The following is a 20597-nucleotide window of genomic DNA, read 5'->3' on the forward strand; positions in this document are numbered from 1 at the left end:
GGGGGCTCGGCCGGATTCCTAGCGTTGCTGGTATGAGCAACGACGCGTCGACCGGACCGGTGCCGGACGGGACGACCTTCAACCTGGACCGGTTGGGGCACTGGGGTCCGCGCGACGCCTTCGTGGTGGATCGGGAACGCACGATCGCCTACGCCGCCGCGACCAACGATCCGATTCGTCAACACGTCGACGGGACATACGCGCCACCGGTTTTCGCGGTGGTGCCGATCACGGTGATGATGGCCGACGCCGCGATGTCGGTGGTGCCGGACGAGCTGATGCTGCGAATCCTGCACGGCGAGCACGACTTCCGCTTCCATCGGCCGATCGAACCGGGCGAGACGCTACAGGTGCGGGCCCGGCCGATCGGAATCGAGGGCAAGTCGTCGGGGGTGGTGGTCACCTCGCACATCGAGACCTACGGCGGCGACGAGCTGGTCAACGAGCAGTACTTCGTCGGCTTCTTCCGCGGCGGCGAATTCGACGGCGCCCGAGGCGAACCCAGCCCGGCGCACGCCTTCGACGAGCGGCTGCGCGCCCGCGAGCCGGACTTCCTCGCGGCGCAGACCTTCGACCCGGATCAGACCTTCCGCTACGCCCAGCCCGCGGGCGATCCGATGCCGATCCACCTGGTAGACGAGTTCGCCGAGGCGATGGGGTTGCCCGGCATCATCATTCACGGCCTGTGCACCATCGCGTTCATCTCGCACGCGCTGATCACGAGGATCAGCCCGGAGGATCCGACGCGGCTGAAACGGCTTGCCGTGCGGCTGAGTTCGCCGGCGTTCCCGCAGCAGACCATCAACACAGCGGTATGGGCGACCGAGCGACAGGCTGGGCGTGATCGCTACTCGTTCGAAACGCGTTCCGACAGCGACCAATTCGTCATCCAGGACGGTCTCGCGGAGTTCGAGCCCGCAAGCGAGAGGGAACCGATATGAGCAACCGGGTTTTCGTCATCGGTGTCGGCATGACCAAGTTCGAGAAGCCGGGCCGCCGGGAGGGCTGGGACTACCCGGCCATGGCACAGGAGTCCGGCACCAAAGCGCTGGCCGACGCGGGCATCCGCTACGACCAGGTGCAAGAGGCCTACGTCGGCTACGTCTACGGCGATTCCACCAGCGGGCAGCGCGCCGTCTACGAACTCGGGCTGACCGGGCTGCCGGTGGTCAACGTGAACAACAACTGTTCCACCGGATCCTCGGCGCTGTACCTGGCCGCCAGGGCGATTCGCGGCGGCCTGGCCGACTGTGCCTTGGCGCTCGGCTTCGAGAAGATGCAGTCCGGCTCGCTGGCGGCGGGGTACACCGATCGGGAGCAGCCGCTGCTGCGCCACATCGAGGCGCTGGCCCGGCTGCGCGAGTTCGCGATGCCGGTGGCGCCGTGGATGTTCGGCGCCGCCGGCGTCGAGCACATGGAGCGCTACGGCTCCACCCGTGCGCATTTCGCCAAGATCGCCGAGAAGAACCACCGGCATTCGGCGAACAATCCGTACGCGCAGTTCCAGGATGTGTACACGCTCGACGAGATCGCAAGCGCCAAAACGATTTACGAGCCGCTCGGGCTCACCCGGTTGCAGTGCTCGCCGACCTCCGACGGTTCGGGTGCGGCGGTGCTGGCCAGCGAGCGTTTCGTCGACGAGCACGACCTCGGCGGCCGGGCCGTGCAGATCGTCGGCCAGGCCATGGTGACCGACCTCGAATCCAGCTTCGCCACCGAGACGGCGCGCTCGCTCGTCGGCGTCGACATGACCGCCGCGGCCGCCCGAAAGGTGTACGCGCAGGCCGACATCGGGCCGGACGATCTCGACGTGATCGAGCTGCACGACCGCTTCTCCCCCAACGAGCTGCTCACCTACGAGGCGCTCGGCCTGTGCGGCGAGGGCGAGGGGCACCAGCTGGTCGACGCCGCGGACACCACCTACGGCGGGCGCTGGGTGGTCAACCCGTCCGGCGGCCTGATCTCCAAGGGCCATCCGCTCGGCGCGACCGGCCTGGCCCAGTGCGCCGAGCTGACCTGGCAGCTGCGCGGCGAGGCCGGCGCCCGCCAGGTGGATCGAGCGAAGGTCGCCCTCGCGCACAACATCGGCCTCGGCGGCGCCGCCGTCGTCACCGCCTACCGACCCGCCGAACGCTGAATTCGGCCCCACGCCAACCGCTTTACCGGAGTAGAGGAGAACGACCATGGCACGTGCCGAGGTATCCAAGGAGTTCGCGGCCGCGCAGGAGCAGGTGTGGGCGGTGCTGTCCGACCCGAACCGCTTCGCGGAGTGGCTGACCGTGCACACCAGGTGGAAGGAACCGCCGCCCGCGCGGCTGTCCACCGGAGCCACCATGACCGAGGTGCTCACCATCATGGGGATGGCGAACACCGTCACCTTCACCGTGGACGCCTACGACGCACCGAACTCGACCAGGTTCTCCGGTGTCGGCCTGGCCGGCGCGCAGATCAGCTTCACCCTCACCGCGGCGGCCAAGGGCGACAACGCTGCCCTGGTCACCATCGACGCGGAGTTCGTCAGCCAGATGATGGTCGGCGCGATCGGCGGCGCGATCGAGCGCGCCGCCACCAAGGAACTCGACGCCTCCCTCGCCAATCTCGCCGGTCTGCTCGCCTGACCGCACTCCCCCTCGAAAGGAACATCATGGGTTCGCTGGACGGACGCGTCGCCATCGTCACCGGCGCGGGGCGCGGCATCGGCCGGGCACACGCGCTGCTGCTGGCCGCCGAGGGAGCCGCCGTCGTGGTCAACGACCTCGGCGGCGACAACGAGGGCGTCGGCGCCGACGCCGGGCCCGCGCAGCAGGTGGTCGAGGAGATCGTCGCGGCGGGCGGGCGCGCGGTCGCCGACGGCGCGAACATCGCCGACTGGACGGGCGCGAAAGCCGTTGTCGAACAGGCGATCACCGCCTTCGGCGGGTTGGACATACTGGTCAACAACGCGGGCATCCTGCGTGACGCGTTCCTCGCCGCGATGGACGAAACGCAGTGGGACGCGGTGATCGCGGTGCACCTCAAGGGGCATTTCGCGGTGCTGCACCACGCCGCCGCGTACTGGAAGGCGCAGTCGAAGGCCGGGCAGCAGGTCGCGGCGTCGGTGATCAACACCGCCTCCGCGTCCGGCACCTTCCTGCCCAATCCGGGCCAGGCCAACTACGGTGCGGCCAAGGCGGGCATCGCCGCGCTCACCCAGGTCGCCGCGCTCGAACTGGAGCGATACGGCGTGCGCGCCAACGCCATTGCCCCGGTCGCCCGCACCCGGCTCACCCTGGCCACCCCCGGCATGGGCGCCATGTTCGCCGAGGAGGTCCCCGTAGGCGAGTTCGATGCCTTTGCGCCGGAGAACATCTCCCCCATCGTCGCCTACCTCGCCCAGGAGAAGTGCCCGATCACCGGCAAGGTCTTCGCCGTCCAAGGCGGCGCGATCTCCGCCCTCGGCGGCTGGAGCGCCACCGGGACCATCGAAACCGACGGCCCCTGGCAACTGGCCGACCTGGCCGAGCGCCTCCCGGGCATCGCCTGCGCGTGAGGTGCGCCACACCCGGTCCCGCGCATCGGCCACATTGCGGGTCTCAGCAGGCCGTTTCGGGGGTGCACAGGCCGCTTACGTGCGGAAATGAGAGACTGAACGGCGTGACGATGACTACCGGGGTGAAGAGTGCGCTGCGGATCGGGCCGTATCCGGTCGATCCGGCGGTGGTGCTCGCGCCGATGGCGGGCATCACGAATCTGGCGTTTCGCAAGCTGTGCCGCGAGTTCGGTAGCCCCACCTCTATCTATGTCTGCGAGATGATCACCGCGCGGGCGGTGGTCGAGCGCAACGAGAAGACCCTGGACATGATGGCGTTCGACGCGGACGAGTCGCCGCGCTCGATGCAGCTCTACGGCGTAGACCCGGCCACGCTGGGCGAGGCGGTGCGGATCATCGTCGGCGAGGGCTGGGCCGATCACATCGACATGAACTTCGGCTGCCCGGTGCCGAAGGTGACCAAGCTCGGCGGCGGCGCGGCGCTGCCGTACAAGCGGGCGCTGTTCAGCCAGATCGTGCGCGCCATGGTGGCCGCCGCCGAACCGGCCGGCGTCCCGGTGACGGTGAAGTTCCGCATCGGCATCGACGACGAACACCTCACCTACCTCGACGCCGGGCGCATCGCGGAAGCCGAAGGGGCACAGGCGGTCGCGCTGCACGCCAGGACCGCGGCCCAGCGCTACTCCGGCCAGGCCGACTGGTCGGCCATCGCGCGGCTCAAGGAAGCCGTCACCACGATTCCGGTGCTCGGCAACGGCGATATCTTCTCCGCCGCCGACGCGGTCCGGATGATGGCCGAAACCGGCTGCGACGGTGTCGTGGTCGGCCGCGGCTGCCTCGGCCGCCCGTGGCTGTTCGCCGAGCTCCAGGCGGCGCTGCGCGGCGAGGCGCTGCCGACGCCGCCGAATCTCGGCAAGGTCGGCGAGGTGCTGTACCGGCACGGCGCGCTGCTGTCCGAGCATTTCGGCGAGGACAAGGCCATGCGCGACCTACGCAAGCACATGGCCTGGTACCTGATGGGCTTTCCGGTCGGCGCCGATCTGCGCCGCGCGTTCGCCACGGTATCGCGCCTCACCGAGCTGGAAGACCTTGTCGGACAGCTGGATCCGACCGCGCCGTTCCCCAAGGACGCCGAGGGCCCGCGCGGAAGACAAGGCTCCCCAGGCAAAGTCGCGCTGCCGCACGGCTGGCTGGACGACCCGCAGGACCCGGCCGTACCGCACGCCGCCGACGTAATGCACAGCGGCGGCTGAGAACCGGACGATAGCGCACGGCCGATACCCGGCCGAAGCGACGCCGGTTCGGGTATCCAAACCACCGTGTGGCAAATTCGATTTCGCACTCAGGTGGCTCGCCGTGGCGGAATCGTTATCATTGCGGAATCGGTGAAGCCGGTCGAGTGCGGCCCAAGGCGGCGACGTAGACGAAAAGCGAGGTTCGTTGGTGGGTGACGATCGGCACGGGCGTTCGCCACGGCCCGGAGATCGCGCCCCGTGGGAGCGTTATCCCACGGAGGACAACGACCGAGACGGCTCCCGGTCGTCCCGGCGGTCCCGGCATACCGACGCCACCGCCGACCCGGGCTCCGCCCCGCTGACCGTGCAAGATCTGGTCCAGAAGGTCGACAACGAGCGCTCCGGCCGACGCGGCCGGCGCGCCGCCCAACCTCCGGAAACCGGTGCGGCGCCGAGCCGCGGCCCGCGCCGGCCCACACCCACCGGATCCGAACCGCGCCCCGCCGAACCCACCCAACGCCACCCGGCGGAATCGGCTCAGCGCCACCCGGCGGAATCGGCTCAGCGCCGCCCGGCCGAACCGCCGCGCCGTCAAGACCCGCCGCGCCAGCCGGACCAGGCCGCCCGGCGGCCGAGCGAGCCGACCCGTCGGCAGCCCGCCGCGGGACGCCCGCCCGAGCAGCCGCCCCGGCGCCCCGCCGAATCCGCGCCGACCCGCACCGCGGGCTCGCCGGTCGTCCAGGACATCGCGGGTGCGCCCCCGGCGCGCACGCCCAACCGGCGCGGCGAAGACGGTCGCAAGTCCGCTCCGGCGGCCGCCAGGGCCAAGCAGGAGACAGCCGAAGAAGTCACCGACATTCTGCCGCCGCTGGCCGAGACCACCAGGGCCAAGCGCAAGCAGACCGACTGGCCCACCAGCGACGAATCCGGTGCCGCGCAACCCAAGTCGGTCGGCGCCGCGCCGCTGTCCCGGCTGGCCGCCAGCAAGCAGCGCCGGAACAAGCGGCTGCGCCTGGCCGGCCGCAGCGCCCTGACCATGTTCGCGGTGCTGTGCCTGCTGGTCACCGGCGGCGGCTGGAGCTACCTGCGCTCCACCGGCAACAACTTCACCCAGATCTCGGCGATCGACGACAACAGCGACGACGTGGTCGACTCGGACGCGCAGCTCGGTGACGAGAACTATCTGCTCGTCGGCACCGACACCCGCGCGGGGGTGAACAGTCAGGTCGGCGCGGGCACGCTCGACGACGCCGAGGGTTCCCGCGCGGACACCGTCATGCTGGTGAACATCCCGAAGAACCGCTCTCGGGTCGTGGTCGTCTCGTTCCCGCGCGACCTCGACGTCACCCGGCCGCAGTGCAACGGCTGGGACAACGACAAGGCCCAGTACACCGCCGAGACCTTCCCGTCGGCCATCGGCGACAAGCTCAACGCGGTCTACGCGCTCGGCGGGCCCAAGTGCCTGTTCACCACGATCCAGCGGATGACCGGCAGCGCGATCAATCACTTCATCGCGGTCGACTTCGCCGGCTTCGAGGCCATGGTCGATCAGATCGGCGGCGTCGAGGTGTGCTCGCCGAAGCCGATCAACGACGAGATCCTCGGCACCGTGCTGGAGACCCCGGGCAAGCAGAAGGTCAACGGCTCGACCGCGCTGAACTACGTGCGCGCCCGGCACGTCTACGGCGAAGAGCGCAGCGACTACGACCGGATCAACCGGCAGCAACGCTTCATGGCCTCGCTGCTGCGCGGCGCGCTCTCCAGCAAGGTGCTCTTCGATCCCGGCAAGCTGAACGGGTTCATCAACGCGTTCACCAACCACACCTCGGTCGACCGGGTCACGCCCCAGGACCTGCTCACCCTCGGCCGCTCGCTGCAGAAGCTGGACGCGGGCACGGTCACCTTCCTGACCATTCCGACCGCAGGCACCACCTCCTACGGCAACGAGATCCCGCGCGAGCAGGACATCAAGGCCATCTTCAAGGCGATCCGCGACGATCAGCCGCTGCCCGGCGAGAAGAAGATCACCCCGGCCCCCGGCTCCATCCCGTCCGCGCCGCCGACCCCGCCCAAGCTGACCGCCGTCGACCCGAGCACGGTCTCGCTGCTGGTCTCCAACGGCTCCGGCACCTCGGGCCTGGCCCAGCGGGCCGCGACCAAGCTGGGCAACCAGGGCTTCGGCATCTTCAACATCGGCAACTACTCCGGCGGCAGCGAGGTCACCTCCAAGGTGAGGTACGGGGCCGGGCAGGAGGCCGCGGCGGCCACGGTGGCCAGCTCGATCCCCGGTGCGCTGATGGAGTCGGCCAGCGACCTCGGCGGCATCGTCGAGGTGGTCATCGGCGGCGACTTCAACGGCACGGTGCGCACGCCGACGCCGGTCGGCGACCCGATCTCGAACGTGCCCTCGATGGCGCCTGCGACGCCGGTCACCCTGCCGTCGGACCTGGAGCATGTGAACGCGGCCGACGAGACCTGCAAGTAGCGCCGACCGGACCTGCGGCAACACCAGCGCTACCGTTCGGCACCGGTCATTCACCCTCCGTTCGTGACTTGGTCAGCGCTGGGAACTAATGTCTGGTTTTATGCGTGTCATCTACAACGAGCAAATGGCCGATCTCGCCCACCTCCTGGGCGAGATGGCCGGGCTGGCCGGCTCGGCCATGGACCGGGCCACCCAGTCACTGCTCCAGGCCGACCTCGCTCTGGCAGAGCAGGTGATCACCGAGTCCGACCGAATCGCCGAGCTGATCCAGGATGCCGAGGAACGGGCGTTCGCCCTGCTCGCGCTGCAGGCGCCGGTCGCGGGTGACCTGCGGCAGGTGGTGAGCGCGATTCAGATCGTGGCCGACGTCAATCGGATGGGCGCGCTGGCGCTGCATGTGGCCAAGGTGGCCCGGCGGCGCCACCCCAACCACGCGCTGCCCGAGGCGGTCAACGGCTACTTCGCCGAGATGGGCCGCATCGCGGTCAACATGGGCGCGGGCGCCAAAGAGGTGCTCGAGACCCGCGATCCGGAGCGCGCCGCGCAGCTCAACGAGGACGACGAGGCGATGGATGATCTGCATCGCCACCTGTTCACGCTGCTGATGGACCGCGACTGGAAGTACGGCGTCGCCGCGGCCGTCGACGTCACTCTGCTCGGCCGTTACTACGAGCGCTTCGCCGACCACGCGGTCGAGATCGGCCGCCGGGTCATCTTCTTGGTTACGGGCGTGTTGCCGCCGGATCCGGACGCCGAGTCGTAATCGGGAACTGCCTGCCGTCCGCATAAGATGGCAGGCAGTTTTGCATTGCGGGACTTGACGTCTCGCGGGCCGGGAATGAAGATTAGCCGGGTAGCTGAGCGGTGGATGACTCGCTACGCGGATGCCGTTATGGGAGTTTCGGCACAGAGGGGGCGGAATGAAGGTCGATCCTACCGAGCTGCGTGCGTTGGCCGCGTCGATGGACAAGATCAGTGGCGAGATCGCCGCGCTGAAGGTGAGCACGACCGTCAACGCGCTGAGCTCCGCGCTGCCCGGCTCCACCGTGACCGACGCCTGCGCCACGGCCGGCGCGACCATCGAGGCCGGTTGGCTGCGAATGGCACAGCGCGGCAAGGCGATATCGAATATCGCCAAGGGTGGTGCCACCAACTACGAGGTGACCGATACCGACTTCCAGGCCGCCCTGAAGAAGCTGGGCGGTGGGCAATGAAGAGCGGCGACCAGAACCCGACCCTCAGCCAGGTCCAAAACCAATGGCAGCCTTGGAAACTCAACGAGGCCGGCGAGGAAATCAAGACGCGCAATACCGAGTTCGGCACGCTGATCGATCAGACGGTCACCCAGATCAGGGACGCAGGCTCGCATTGGAGCGGCGACGCCTATTACGCGGCCTACGACCGGATAGCCGGTGATCGCGACACTGCCAACAAAATGGCACAGGAGACGACCGAACTCGCCAATGCCCTGATCAACGGCGGCAATACGCTCACCGGATACCGGCAGTCGTTGCTGGACAAGGTCACCGAGGCCACCACCGCCGGATTCAAGGTCTCCGACGATTGGCAGGTCACCGCGTCGGGCGACGGCTCCGGCGAGGAAGACCTGCACACCCATCAGACGGCGATCACCACCGCGCTCAACGAGATGGTCGGCACCCAGGCCGGCATCGTCACCGCCATCGAGCAGGCGAACACCGCGGTGCAGACCCAGAGCGCGGCGCTCGGCGAGGGCGATCCGATCGACGCGGTCACCGGCTCGCCGAAGTCGACGCTCACCGCGCAGGAGATCAGCGCCGACCAGCCCGCGAGCACGGTTCCCGCGGCGACCCAGGAAAAGGCGAAGGACCAGCAGGTGCCGGTCGCGGGCAGTCCGAAGAGCAATACGGACGAAAAGGCCGGGGATCCGAGTGCGACGGCCCCGGCCAAGACCGACAACAAGGAACAACCGGCCAAGACCGATAACAAAGAACAACCCGCCAAAACCGACAACAAAGAACAACCCGCCAAAACCGAGGTCAAGGCCGATCCGGCGGCAACCGATACCACCAAGGTCGGGTCCGGTTCGGCCAACGACCCGAATTCCTGGACTCCGGCGAACGTCATCAACATGGTCAGCACCATCGGCACGATCACCGGCAACGTGCCCACCCTGATCGAGTCGATCGGCAAACTCGACGACGACTGGGACGACATCATCAAGGCCGGCGGCGAGGCGGGTAAGAACCTCATCGACTCGGCGGGCGGCGCGGCCGAAAAGCTGGCCACCGCGGCGAGCACCCTGATCACCAGCGTCGATCACGCGGTCGACAACACCCCCGGCGCGACGCCGGACAGCACACAGCCAGGAAACCCCGACAAGGCCCAGACGCCGCCCACCGGGCAACAGCCGCAATCACCGGCCAATCCGCCTACCGGACAGCCACAATCGCCGGCCAACGCCCCTACCGGACAGCCACAGGCGCCAGCCAACGCCCCCACCGGGCAACCACAGACGCCGCTCGCCACTACGCACACCCAATCCGTCGAGCAGGCCCCCGCTCCGAACAACCCCGCCACCTACACCGGAAACCCTGCCGCGACAGCGCCCGCGAGCAGCAGCCTCTTCGGCCTCCCGTCGCCGACCCGCGGCAACGAGTCCGAGCGCGAGCACCGCCCGAACAATTACGTGATCGAAACGGCCGAACCCGAAGCAGCCCAGCAATAACCACCGCCCCTTGTCCTTGATCGACACAGCCCCGGTGCTCGACCGAATGGTCTGGCACCGGGGCTGTGTCGTGGGTAGCGCGGACTAGCCGAAGCGGCCGGAGATGTAGTCCTCGGTCGCCTTCTGCCCCGGGTTGGAGAAGATCTTCTCGGTGTCGTCGATCTCGACCAGGCGACCCGGCTTGCCCTGGGCCTCCAGGTTGAAGAAGCCGGTCTGGTCACTCACGCGCGCGGCCTGCTGCATGTTGTGGGTGACGATGACGATGGTGAATTCCTTCTTCAGCTCGGTGATCAGGTCCTCGATCGCCAGCGTGGAGATCGGGTCCAGGGCCGAACAGGGCTCGTCCATCAGCAGCACGTCCGGCGATACCGCGATCGCGCGGGCGATGCACAGTCGCTGCTGCTGACCGCCGGACAGACCACCGCCCGGCTTGTCCAGGCGGTCCTTCACCTCGTTCCACAGGTTCGCGCCGCGCAACGAGCGCTCGGCCACCTCGTCGAGCTCCTTCTTGTTGCGCACGCCCTGCAGCTTCAGCCCGGCCACCACGTTGTCCCGAATCGACATGGTGGGGAACGGGTTCGGGCGCTGGAACACCATGCCGATGGTGCGGCGCACACCCACCGGGTCGACCTGCGAGCCGTAGATGTCCTCGCCGTCCAGCAGCACCGCGCCCTCGACGCGGGCATTCGGCGTCACCTCGTGCATGCGGTTGAGCGAGCGCAGCACGGTGGACTTACCGCAACCCGACGGGCCGATGAAGGCGGTGACACTGCGCGGCAGCACGGTCAGGTCCACGTCGGCGACCGCGTGGAATTTCGCGTAGAAGATGTTCAGGTCTTTGACGTCGATCCGCTTGGCCATCTGAGTTTCCTATCGATTCCGCGTGAGCAGCTTGTTGACGACCGCGGCCGCCGCGTACAGCAGCGCGATGAGCAGGATCAGCGTCAAGGCCGCGCCCCACACGCGCTCGCGGCCGGCCGCCTCCGGGTTCGCCAGCTCCTGGTAGATCAGCAGCGGGAGCGAGGCCATGTTGCCGTCGAAGAGGTTGGTGTTGATCGACTTGCTGTAGCCGACGAGCACCAGCACCGGCGCGGTCTCGCCCATGACCCTGGCCAGCGCCAGCAGGATGCCGCTGATCATGCCCGGCAGCGCCGTCGGCACGACGATCCGGACGATGGTCTTCCACTTGGGAATGCCGAGCGCGTAGGAGGCCTCGCGCAGTTCGTCCGGGACCAGCTTCAGCATTTCCTCGGTGCTGCGCACCACGACCGGCAGCATCAGCAGCACCATCGCCAGCGATACCGCCAGCGCGCTCTGCGGGAAGCCGAGGGTGGCGATCCACAGCGCGAAGATGAACAGCGCCGCGACGATGGACGGCACACCCGCGAGGATGTCGACCATGAAGGTGGTCACCTTGGCCAGCCTGCCCCGGCCGTACTCCACCAGGTAGACCGCGGCCATGACGCCGATCGGCACCGCGATCACCGCGGCCACCGCGGACTGCACTATGGTGCCGTAGATCGCGTGGTAGACGCCGCCACCGGTCTGCTCGGGCAGGATGCCCTTCTGCGACTTCTGCCACCAGTCCAGCGACGCGACCGCTTCGATGCCGTTGCTGATCACCGTGAACAGCACCCAGGCCAGCGGCACCAGGGCGATGGCGAAGCAGAGCCACACCACCACGGTCGCGATGTTGTTGCGAATCTTGCGGCCGAAGCTCACATCACGGAAGGTCGGCGCCTTGATCGGCTTGTCGAGCGTTGTGCTGGTCATCCGTTAACCCTTCCGCCTGCCGCGAGCCGTGCCAGGGCGTTGACGACGAAGGTCAGCGCGAACAACACGAAACCGGCGGCGATGTAGGCACCCGTCGGCAGCGGTGAACTGAATTCCGACGCCGAGGCGGCGATCCGGGAGGCGAAGGTGTAGCCGCCGTCGAACAGCGACCAGCCGCCCGCCTGCGCGGAGGTCTTCAGCACGACCAGGACCGCGATGGTCTCACCGAGGGCGCGCCCGAGCCCGAGCATGGAGCCGGCGATCACCCCGCTGCGGCCGTAGGGCAGCACGGTCATCCGCACCATCTCCCACTTCGTCGCGCCGAGCGCGTGCGCCGCCTCGATGTGCGCGGGCGGCGTCAGCGCGAACACCTCACGCGAGACCGACGTGATGATCGGCAGGATCATCACCGCCAGCACCACGCCCGCGGTGAAGATCGTGCCGCCGCCGGAGATGGTCACATTGCCGTCGGAGAACAGGAACAACCAGCCGAGGTTGTCGTTGAGGAACTGCTGCACCGGCTTCAGGTGCGGCGCGAGGACCAGGAAACCCCACAGGCCGAACACGATCGACGGCACCGCGGCCAGCAGATCGGTCAGGGTCGCGAACGACCGCGACAGCGCCTTCGGCGCGTAGTGGGTCAGGAACAGCGCGATCCCCACGCCGATCGGGACCGCGATGACCAGCGCGAACGCCGAGCTCAGCACCGTGACCATGAACAGGTCCCTGATGCCGAACCGCAGATGGTCGGCGTCGCCGGTCTTGAACTCGGAACTGGTGAAGAAGTTGGCCTCGTTCGCCATGACCGAGGGCACCGCGCGGATCAACAGGAACAACGCGATCAGCGCGATAGCGGCGACGATGATCGCGCCCGAAGCGGTGGCCAGAGACCGGAAGACGATCTCGGCCCGGTTGCTTTGGGCGGAACGAGCCTTTTTGGCCGGCTCGGTGCCAGGTTCACTCGACATAGGGGGAATGTCTCCGGCCGCCCGCCGGCCCGTCGAATCCGACGAGCCCGCGGCGGTCACCTCAGGGTGCACGGTCATGGCTGCAACGGTGCGATCAGGAGATGGCGTTGATCGCGGTGGTCAGGCGGGTCTTGAACTTGTCCGGGATCGGGACGTACCCGGCCTCGTCGAGCCCCTTCTGGCCGTTGGTGGTCGCCGAGGTCAGGAACGCCTTGACCGCCTTGGCGGTGTCCGCGTCCTTGTACTTCGAGCAAACGATCTCATAGGTGGCGAGCATGATCGGGTAGGCGCCGGCCTCGGTCGGCTTGTAGAACGAGCTGGTGTCGAGCACCAGGTCGTTGCCCTCGCCCTTGACCTTCACGCCGTCGATGGACTTGCCCGCCGAGGCCGCGGTCAGCTTGACCGGGTCCTTGCCCGCCGAGGTGATGATCTGCGCGATGGACAGGTTCTGCGACTTCGCGAACGCCCACTCGTTGTAGGTGATCGAGTTCTTGGTGCTCTTGATGGCGGCCGAGGTGCCCTCGTTGCCCTTCGCGCCCTCGCCGACACCGCCGGTGAACGCCTTGCCCGCGCCCTTGCCCCACGCGCCGTCGGACGCCGCGTCCAGGTAGAGCTGGAAGTTGTCGGTGGTGCCCGACTCGTCGCTGCGGAAGATCACCGAGATCTTGTCCGAGGGCAGCTTGGCGTTCGGGTTGAGCGCCTTGATCTCCGGGGCGTCCCAGGTGGCGACGGTGCCGTTGAAGACCTTGGCGGCGGTCGGGCCGTCGAGCACGAGGTCGGTGACGCCGTCGATGTTGTAGGTGATGGCGATCGGGCCGAAGACGGTCGGCAGGTTCCAGGCGGGCGCGCCGCAGCGGTCCTGCGCCTTGGTGATCTCGTCCTTCTTCGCGTTGAGCGGCGAGTCGGAGCCGCCGAAATCGGTCTGGGCCCCGATGAACTCGTTGACGCCCGCGCCGGAGCCGCTCGACGTGTAGTTCAGGGTGTTGCCGTCGCAGTTGGCCTCGTAGGCCGCGACGAAGCGGTCCATCGCGTTCTTCTGCGCCGAGGAGCCGCTCGCCTTGAGCGCCTTCTTGCCACCGCAGGCGATGTCCGACTTGGCAGTGGTGCCGTCGTTGCCGGCGGTGGTGTTGTCGTCACTGCCACAGGCGGCGAGCGTCATGGCACCGACGGCCAGCACACCAACGAGGGCGCTGCTGCGCTTGAGATTCACTATTCCTCCGGAAAGGCGTCCTACTCGTCCGGTCCCTCACCTGGCCCGGACGGGTGATGTGGTGCTGTTCGCGGGGAACTTGCGCACCAGGCAGCCGTGGGCTGCCCACCAATCAACGTAAAGTCACGTGGTTGACAGTTGGACCGACCTGAGTGAACGGCGGGTGAACAGGCAAGCGCGATTGCGCCCGTTATGTGTGACATTTGCCGCAGTTTTACTCAGATGCCCCCGGAGCGGCCCCTGCTATTCAGCTGAGGCCGCCGAGTAGGCGACATCGATGTGCGCCGGAGTGAACCCGAGCCGGGTGTAGGTGTGCACCGCGGCGGTGTTGTCGGCCTCGGTGTAGAGCAGCACCTCGGCGAGGCCGCGTTCGCGCAGATGATGCAGGCCGACCAGGGTCAGCAGCCGGCCGAGCCCGCGGCCCTGCGCGGCCGGGTCGATGCCGACCACGTAGACCTCGCCGACCGCCGGGTTCTCGTCGTAATGCACCTTGGTCCAATGGAATCCGAGGACGCGCGCGGGATCGGCGGTGTCCGTCGCGAGGAACAGGCCCTTCGGGTCGAACCAGGACTCGGCGCGGCGCACCTCGAGCTCGCGCTCGGTCCAGCCGCCCTGCTCCGGATGCCAGGCGAAGGCGGCGTTGTTCACGCGCAGGATCTCGGCGTCGTCGGCGGGCCCGGCGTAGGTGCGGATGGTCACTCGGCCGCGGGCCGTTATCTCGGGTAGCTCGGGTGTTGCCAGCGGGCGGCGCATCTGCCAGAGCTCGCGCGCGGTGAGCAAACCGAGCCGGGCCGAGACCGCCTTGGCGGCGGGCAGATTTCCGTGCGCCCAGACCCGGGTGCCCGGCCCGCCCTCGGCCAGCGCCGCCGCGACCAAGCCGCTGCCGATGCCGTGCCCGCGGGCCGGCGGATCGACCGCCACCTCGGCCATCGCCGGGTGTTCGCCATGGGCCGGAACGAGATTCGCGTACCCGGCGATCGCGCCGTCGCGCACGGCGATCAAATGCCGCACCGCGGGGTCATCGCCCGCGCTCAGCGACAGGACGGCCTGCTCGGAAATCGGGGCCACGCCGTCGGCGGCGACCGCGCGTTCGAGCAGTTGCCGGACGTCCGCGGCGGCGTCCGCGTCCAGCCGCTCGGTCCACTCTGTTGCCACGCCGTTCATCGGGCTCCATTCCTCGCGTTCCGCGGCATCCCGAATGGGCGCCCTACCCGGACAACGTCAGTGCGCGGCCCCGCATTTCGCGATCGGCCGCGGCCGATCGGCGACCGGGCCACCGCGCGTCGGATACCGGTCCCGGCGCGCTGAACGCGACGCGAACACATAATGACGCGACGGTGTTTCGGATTGTTCGGCGGGCCCGCCGAACTCACTGCACGGAGCCGTTGACCGGAGCGAGCGGCGCGTCGTCGGTGCCCTCCGGTTCGTCCTCCGCGACGGGCGCGGGTTCGCCCTTGGCCGCGGTTCGCGACGGGCGCACCGCCTTGTAGCCGACGTTGCGCACGGTGCCGATGAGCGATTCGTACTCGCTGCCGAGCTTGGCGCGCAGCCGCCGGACATGCACGTCCACCGTGCGGGTACCGCCGAAGAAGTCGTAGCCCCACACCTCTTGCAGCAACTGGGCCCGGGTGAACACCCGGCCCGCGTGCTGAGCGAGGTACTTGAGCAGCTCGAATTCCTTGTAGGTCAGGTCGAGCGGACGGCCGCGCAGCCGGGCGGTGTAGGTGCCCTCGTCGATCACCAGCTCACCCAGCGTGATCTTGCCGGAGTTCTCCGGGCTGGCCACGCCGCCGTTGCGGCCGACCAGCAGGCGCAGCCTGGCGTCCAGCTCGGCGGGCCCGGTGCCGGGCAGCAGGATGTCGTCGAGTCCCCAGTCGGCGTTCACCGCGACCAGGCCACCCTCGGTGAGCACGGCGACCACCGGTACCGACGACCCGGTGCTGCCCAGTAGACGGCACAGGCCGCGCGCGGCGGCCAGGTCGGTCCGGGCGTCCACCAGTGCGACGTCCGCGGTGCCCGCCTCCAGCAGCGAACTGACCTCGGTCGGCGCCGGGCGCACATGGTGCGCCAGCAACGACAGCGAGGGCAAGACCGCGTCGGGATTGGGGTCGGAGGTCAGCAGGAGTAGCTCCACAAGCTCTCCTCCCATCTCGTAGCTCCGTTGGACAACAGCCGCACTGCCGGGGGCCACGTCGCTGATCACAGGTAATTCGGATGCAAGATTAGCGCGTCGACCCCGATGACCTCGCCATCCGGGTCGCCGAGTCATGCCGAGTGATATGTCTGATACCAGAAATGCACTGTCGCGCCCGCTTCCCGATGCGACGGTGCCCGCAACCGCTCTATAAGGTTCAGCAATGCGCAAGCTCATCATCGGGCTGCTGATTCTCGCGGGACTGGCAGTGGTCATTGATTTCAGCGTCGCCGCCTATTCGGAATACCGGGTCTCGCGCGCACTACGCCAGGGCACCGATCTGCCCGCCGATCCCGCGGTCGCGATCCGCGGTGTTTCCTTCCTCATGCAGGCGTCCGGCGGTCGCTATGACGATGTCTGGATCAGGGCGAGCGGCAATCTTCCGCATACGCCGGGGGAATACGAATTCGAGGCGAATCTGACCGGGGTGCGGATCCCGCTGCACGATCTGGTCGACGGCAGCCTGAAGGACGTGCCCGCGGAGCAGGTCGACAGCTCGCTGCGCATCGGGCCGACCGAGCTCGGCCGCCTGTTCACCATCCCCGACCTGCAGGTGAAGGGCCCGCCGCAGCGGGACAAGTCCGACGGCACGGGCGGATCCGGCGGGTCGGGCATGACCGCGGCCGACGACGAGCCGCTGTGCCTGTTCGGCAGCCTGCCGGAATTGGCCGGTCTCCAGTACGGCACCGACAAGGTCTTCGTCCAGGCCGACCTGTCCCTCGACGGCGACCAGGTAAAAGTCGTCGCGACCGGCTTCTGCCCGCAGGCGGGCAACGACAAGACCATCCCGGAGGAGGCCATCCCGGCGGCCACTCGCTCGGCGGTGCTCGCGCGCTTCACCCGTACTATCGACATCAAGGAATTGCCGTTCGGTGTCCATCCCACCAAGGTGAGCGCGCAAGGCGGGTGGATCGTAGTGGAGGGCAAGGGCGTGAACGTGACGATCGACCTCGACCGATTGCAGCGACCATGATCGAAATCACAATCTTGGCAGTGATGTTGCTCGCCGCGCTGGCGGTGGGTGTCGTCCTGCGCCGCCGCGACGGCCGGGTCCGCGTGGCCGATGACGGCGAAACCCGCTCGGCGCGGGCCGATCTGCTCGCCGCCGTCGGCGTGACCGGATCGGTGCCCGCGGTGCTGCACTTCTCCGCCGACTGGTGCGGACCCTGTGCCGCGGTGCGCCGCGTCGTCGCCGACGTCACCGGACAGCTGGCCGAGTCCGCGCAGCCGCCGCTGGACATCGAGGTGGACATCGACGCGGAGCCGGTGCTGGCCAAAGAACTGAACGTGCTCTCGCTGCCGACCACGTTCGTCTTCGATAGTGAAGGCCGCGAACGCTTTCGGATCTCCGGCGTGCCGAAGGTGACCGATCTGCGGTCCGCGCTGGAGCCGCTGACCGTCGCCGCTTAGCCGCCTTGACAGGATTCCCGGGCGGCTGTGATCAACCCGGGGTCCTTTTCTCCCGCCCGATTAGGTAAACTGCTTTCGTGCTTTACAACCACGAGCTGATGCTCACCCGACGCCGCACAGTTGATCTGTGCCGCCTCGGTGGTTGTTGCTGCCTGTGCCGCTGAGCGGTCGGCTTTTCCAGATTTCCTGACGCCGACCTCTGTCCGCCGTGCGAGTGATCTCGATGATCCCCCGGCGAACTGGCAATTTTCCAGCCATCAGTCGCATCCAGCGCAGGAGTACGCACAATGTCCACCGAAATCGGTAAAACTTCGCAGAATCAGCCAATTGCCAACGGGCAGGTAGATGTTCGCGGACCCCGCTTCGCCGCGTGGGTCACCACCGCCGTCCTCGTCCTGGTGCTGATCGCCGCCGTCTTCTCCCCCATCGCCGCCGCGGTGCTCATCGCCATCCAAGCCGTCGTGTTCGCCATCGGCGCCGCCTACGGGCCGCGCAGGCATCCGTACGGCCGGCTCTACGCGAAGTTCGTCGCGCCGCGGGTGGCCCCGACCACCGAGACCGAGCCCGTGCCGCCGCTGAAGTTCGCTCAGCTGCTCGGCCTGGTCTTCGCGACGGTCAGCCTGCTGGGCTTCGCGCTCGGCTCCACAGTTGTCGGCGCGGTCTTCGCCGGCTTTGCCCTGTTCGCCGCGTTCCTGAACGCGGCGTTCGGGATCTGCCTGGGTTGCCAGATCTATCCCCTGGTAGCCCGTTTCCGCCGGACTGCTGCTCCCTCTGGCGGTGTTCACGGGCCCTCCGTGGTGACGCAAGCTACCGCCTCCGGGCCTGACGTTCACACCGCCGGGTCCCCGGCACCGAACTGATCCGCAAGTCATCTCTGAAAGGAACAACATGGCTCGCTCCGATGTCCTGGTCTCCGTGGACTGGGCCGAAGAGAACCTCAACGCCCCCGGCATCGTCTTCGTCGAGGTCGACGAGGACACCTCCGCCTATGACGGTGGCCACATCGAAGGTGCCGTCCGGCTCGACTGGAAGAAGGACCTGCAGGATCAAGTTCGTCGGGACTTCGTGAACCAGGAGCAGTTCTCCGACCTGCTCTCCGCGCGCGGCATCTCGAACGACGACGAGGTAATCCTGTACGGCGGCAACAACAACTGGTTCGCCGCGTACGCCTACTGGTACTTCAAGCTGTACGGCCACAACAACGTCAAGCTGCTCGACGGTGGCCGCAAGAAGTGGGAGCTCGACGGCCGCCCGCTGTCCACCGACGGCGTCAACCGCCCGGCCACCCAGTACAAGGCCGCCGCCCCCGACGTGACCATCCGCGCGTTCCGCGACGAGGTCATCGCCGCCATCGGCACCAAGAACCTGGTCGACGTCCGTTCGCCCGACGAGTTCTCCGGCAAGATCCTGGCGCCCGCGCACCTGCCGCAGGAGCAGAGCCAGCGTCCCGGCCACATCCCCACCGCGATCAACGTGCCGTGGAGCAAGGCCGCGAACGAGGACGGCACCTTCAAGTCCGACGCCGAGCTCGCCGAGATCTACCAGGAGGCGGGCCTGGACGGCGAGAAGGAGACCATCGCCTACTGCCGCATCGGCGAGCGTTCCTCGCACACCTGGTTCGTGCTGCAGGAGCTGCTCGGCCACAGCAATGTCAAGAACTACGACGGGAGCTGGACCGAATACGGCTCCCTCGTCGGTGCACCGATCGAGTTGGGAGCGTAAACACCATGTGCGCAGCACCTACCCAGGGTCAGGCCATTCCCGCCGGCGTCGATGTGGAGAAGGAGACGGTCATCACCGGCCGCGTCCTGAGCACCGACGGTCAGCCGGTCGGCGGCGCGTTCGTGCGCCTGCTCGACGGCAACGGTGACTTCACCGCCGAGGTCGTCGCCTCCGGCACCGGTGACTTCCGCTTCTTCGCCGCGCCGGGCGCGTGGACGTTGCGGGCGCTCTCCTCGGCCGGCAACGGCTCGGCGGAGGTTCGCCCGGAAGGCGCGGGCATCCACCCGGTCGACGTCGCGGTCGCCAAGTAAGCAGACCTACCGCAGCTGACGGCCCCGGGCTTCCCCCACTATGACGGGAAGCACCGGGGTCGTCTGCGTATCCGGCGGTGGTTGTCGTTAGACTCCAAATGTGGTCCTCTTCTTCGAGATTCTGCTGGTGGCCGTCGCCATCCTCATCGGCTGGTTCGGCCTGTACGTCTTCTACCGGCTGTTCACCGAATCATGAGTGATCTCGCGAGCGAGGGTTCTAATCCGGCCGAGCAAGCGAGTGAACAACTGAACGGCAACGGCTCCGCCGATTCGGCTCCGCGCCGAAGCGGCGATCAGGCCGTGTCCGAGGCCGTAGAGCGGGCGAAGTCGACCGGCGCCCGCAACATTCCGGTGCTGCCGGACCTGCCGCTGCCCGAGGACACCGCGAACCTGCGGCTCGGACCGGACCTGAGTTCCTCCATGCTCGCGCTGCTGCCCATGGTCGGCGTCTGGCGCGGCGAGGGCGAGGGCAACAGCCCCGAGCGGGGCGACTACCGGTTCGGTCAGCAGATCGTGGTGGCGCACGACGGCGGCGACTACCTGTCCTGGGAGTCACGCTCCTGGGTCCTCGACACCGAGGGCAACTACTCCGGCCCGGATCTGCGCGAGAGCGGTTTCTGGCGGGTCGGCATCGACGGCAACGACGAGGTGATCGAGCTGCTGCTCACGCACAGCACCGGCATCGTCGAACTGTTCTACGGCCAGGCGCTCACCCAGTCGTCCTGGGAGCTCGCCACCGATGTGGTCATCCGCAGCCAGTCCGGCATCGTCGTCGGCGGCGCCAAGCGCCTCTACGGCATCGTCGAGGGCGGCGATCTGGCTTACGTGGAAGAGCGTGTAGTAGCCGACGGCCCACTCGAGCCCCGCCTCTCCGCGCGGCTCCAGCGCTACATCGGCTAGCCGCCCTATTCGCCCACTGATCTCGCGAGAACATGGGTAACTCATCGGGTACCGGCTAACTCCGCGACCGAGTCACCGCCGGTCGCCAACGGCGCTATCGCGGCACACGAGTCTGGCCTGAATACTCGGAGGGGCGGACAAGAACGACCCCCG

The 20597-nt window shown here is 68.1% G+C and carries 20 protein-coding genes and 1 pseudogene; 15 read left to right on the top strand and 6 right to left on the bottom strand.

All coding sequences use genetic code 11. The features are described 5' to 3' along the window. Window positions 1–32: 32 nt before the first annotated feature. The 9 genes from ACFQ9K_RS31490 to ACFQ9K_RS31530 all read left to right on the top strand — a co-directional run bounded on the left by ACFQ9K_RS31490 (window position 33) and on the right by ACFQ9K_RS31530 (window position 9956). A complete protein-coding gene (locus tag ACFQ9K_RS31490) occupies window positions 33–941 on the top strand; it encodes a MaoC/PaaZ C-terminal domain-containing protein (RefSeq protein WP_378723026.1) in 909 nt (302 codons plus the stop codon). After that, window positions 938–2137, top strand: a complete 1200-nt coding sequence (locus tag ACFQ9K_RS31495) for a lipid-transfer protein (protein WP_378723025.1) — start codon at window positions 938–940, stop codon at window positions 2135–2137. Before ACFQ9K_RS31490 ends, ACFQ9K_RS31495 begins: the two co-directional genes overlap by 4 nt. A gap of 46 nt (window positions 2138–2183) precedes the next feature. After that, window positions 2184–2618: an SRPBCC family protein gene (locus ACFQ9K_RS31500; protein ID WP_378983944.1), complete on the top strand. Its 435-nt coding sequence runs from the start codon at window positions 2184–2186 to the stop codon at window positions 2616–2618. 26 nt (window positions 2619–2644) lie between these two features. Beyond that, on the top strand, window positions 2645–3529 hold the full coding sequence (locus ACFQ9K_RS31505; protein WP_378726482.1) for an SDR family oxidoreductase: 885 nt from the start codon (window positions 2645–2647) through the stop codon (window positions 3527–3529). A gap of 110 nt (window positions 3530–3639) precedes the next feature. After that, complete coding sequence (dusB, locus tag ACFQ9K_RS31510) at window positions 3640–4782, top strand: tRNA dihydrouridine synthase DusB (protein ID WP_378726483.1); 1143 nt, start codon at window positions 3640–3642, stop codon at window positions 4780–4782. A 190-nt stretch (window positions 4783–4972) separates the two neighbouring features. Then, on the top strand, window positions 4973–7249 hold the full coding sequence (locus ACFQ9K_RS31515) for an LCP family protein (RefSeq protein ID WP_378726474.1): 2277 nt from the start codon (window positions 4973–4975) through the stop codon (window positions 7247–7249). A gap of 100 nt (window positions 7250–7349) precedes the next feature. After that, window positions 7350–8012: a phosphate signaling complex protein PhoU gene (gene phoU / locus ACFQ9K_RS31520; protein ID WP_150403891.1), complete on the top strand. Its 663-nt coding sequence runs from the start codon at window positions 7350–7352 to the stop codon at window positions 8010–8012. Window positions 8013–8169: 157 nt separating this feature from the next. Next, complete coding sequence (locus ACFQ9K_RS31525) at window positions 8170–8463, top strand: type VII secretion target (protein ID WP_378726477.1); 294 nt, start codon at window positions 8170–8172, stop codon at window positions 8461–8463. Further along, on the top strand, window positions 8460–9956 hold the full coding sequence (locus ACFQ9K_RS31530) for a hypothetical protein (protein WP_378726479.1): 1497 nt from the start codon (window positions 8460–8462) through the stop codon (window positions 9954–9956). Before ACFQ9K_RS31525 ends, ACFQ9K_RS31530 begins: the two co-directional genes overlap by 4 nt. 84 nt (window positions 9957–10040) lie before the next feature. Here the strand turns inward: ACFQ9K_RS31530 and pstB are convergent, their stop codons facing one another. The 6 genes from pstB to ACFQ9K_RS31560 all read right to left on the bottom strand — a co-directional run bounded on the left by pstB (window position 10041) and on the right by ACFQ9K_RS31560 (window position 16041). Continuing rightward, window positions 10041–10817, bottom strand: a complete 777-nt coding sequence (gene pstB, locus ACFQ9K_RS31535; RefSeq protein WP_150403887.1) for a phosphate ABC transporter ATP-binding protein PstB — start codon at window positions 10815–10817, stop codon at window positions 10041–10043. Between the two features lie 9 nt (window positions 10818–10826). Next, window positions 10827–11729, bottom strand: a complete 903-nt coding sequence (gene pstA, locus ACFQ9K_RS31540; RefSeq protein ID WP_378725388.1) for a phosphate ABC transporter permease PstA — start codon at window positions 11727–11729, stop codon at window positions 10827–10829. Continuing rightward, window positions 11726–12697: a phosphate ABC transporter permease subunit PstC gene (gene pstC, locus ACFQ9K_RS31545; protein ID WP_378725405.1), complete on the bottom strand. Its 972-nt coding sequence runs from the start codon at window positions 12695–12697 to the stop codon at window positions 11726–11728. The genes pstA and pstC overlap by 4 nt, the downstream gene beginning before the upstream one ends. 94 nt (window positions 12698–12791) lie before the next feature. Continuing rightward, window positions 12792–13907, bottom strand: coding sequence for a phosphate ABC transporter substrate-binding protein PstS (pstS, locus tag ACFQ9K_RS31550; RefSeq protein WP_378725390.1), 1116 nt, complete (start codon window positions 13905–13907; stop codon window positions 12792–12794). Between the two features lie 243 nt (window positions 13908–14150). After that, the gene (gene mshD / locus ACFQ9K_RS31555) at window positions 14151–15071 is read right to left on the bottom strand and encodes a mycothiol synthase (RefSeq protein WP_378725392.1); all 921 of its coding nucleotides are present in this window, start codon (window positions 15069–15071) and stop codon (window positions 14151–14153) included. Between the two features lie 205 nt (window positions 15072–15276). Further along, window positions 15277–16041 carry a winged-helix domain-containing protein gene (locus ACFQ9K_RS31560; RefSeq protein WP_378725407.1) on the bottom strand — a complete coding sequence of 255 codons (765 nt, stop codon included), beginning with the start codon at window positions 16039–16041 and terminating at the stop codon, window positions 15277–15279. A gap of 223 nt (window positions 16042–16264) precedes the next feature. On the opposite strand from ACFQ9K_RS31560, the gene ACFQ9K_RS31565 reads away from it, so the two are divergent. From ACFQ9K_RS31565 to ACFQ9K_RS31590, 6 genes and pseudogenes are all read left to right on the top strand, one after another. Further along, window positions 16265–17074, top strand: coding sequence for a DUF2993 domain-containing protein (locus ACFQ9K_RS31565; RefSeq protein WP_378725394.1), 810 nt, complete (start codon window positions 16265–16267; stop codon window positions 17072–17074). Further along, window positions 17071–17511: a thioredoxin family protein gene (locus ACFQ9K_RS31570; RefSeq protein ID WP_378725396.1), complete on the top strand. Its 441-nt coding sequence runs from the start codon at window positions 17071–17073 to the stop codon at window positions 17509–17511. Before ACFQ9K_RS31565 ends, ACFQ9K_RS31570 begins: the two co-directional genes overlap by 4 nt. A gap of 287 nt (window positions 17512–17798) precedes the next feature. Next, window positions 17799–18275 (top strand): annotated as a pseudogene (locus ACFQ9K_RS31575) (DUF4395 domain-containing protein); the annotation flags it as partial. A gap of 124 nt (window positions 18276–18399) precedes the next feature. After that, window positions 18400–19233: a sulfurtransferase gene (locus ACFQ9K_RS31580; protein WP_378725398.1), complete on the top strand. Its 834-nt coding sequence runs from the start codon at window positions 18400–18402 to the stop codon at window positions 19231–19233. A 5-nt stretch (window positions 19234–19238) separates the two neighbouring features. Continuing rightward, a complete protein-coding gene (locus tag ACFQ9K_RS31585; RefSeq protein WP_040730884.1) occupies window positions 19239–19544 on the top strand; it encodes a DUF1416 domain-containing protein in 306 nt (101 codons plus the stop codon). Between the two features lie 192 nt (window positions 19545–19736). Then, window positions 19737–20444, top strand: coding sequence for an FABP family protein (locus ACFQ9K_RS31590; RefSeq protein WP_378725401.1), 708 nt, complete (start codon window positions 19737–19739; stop codon window positions 20442–20444). The last annotated feature ends 153 nt before the right edge of the window (window positions 20445–20597 follow it).

It is taken from the genome of Nocardia sp. NPDC056564 (assembly GCF_042793755.1).
Lineage (GTDB): Bacteria > Actinomycetota > Actinomycetes > Mycobacteriales > Mycobacteriaceae > Nocardia.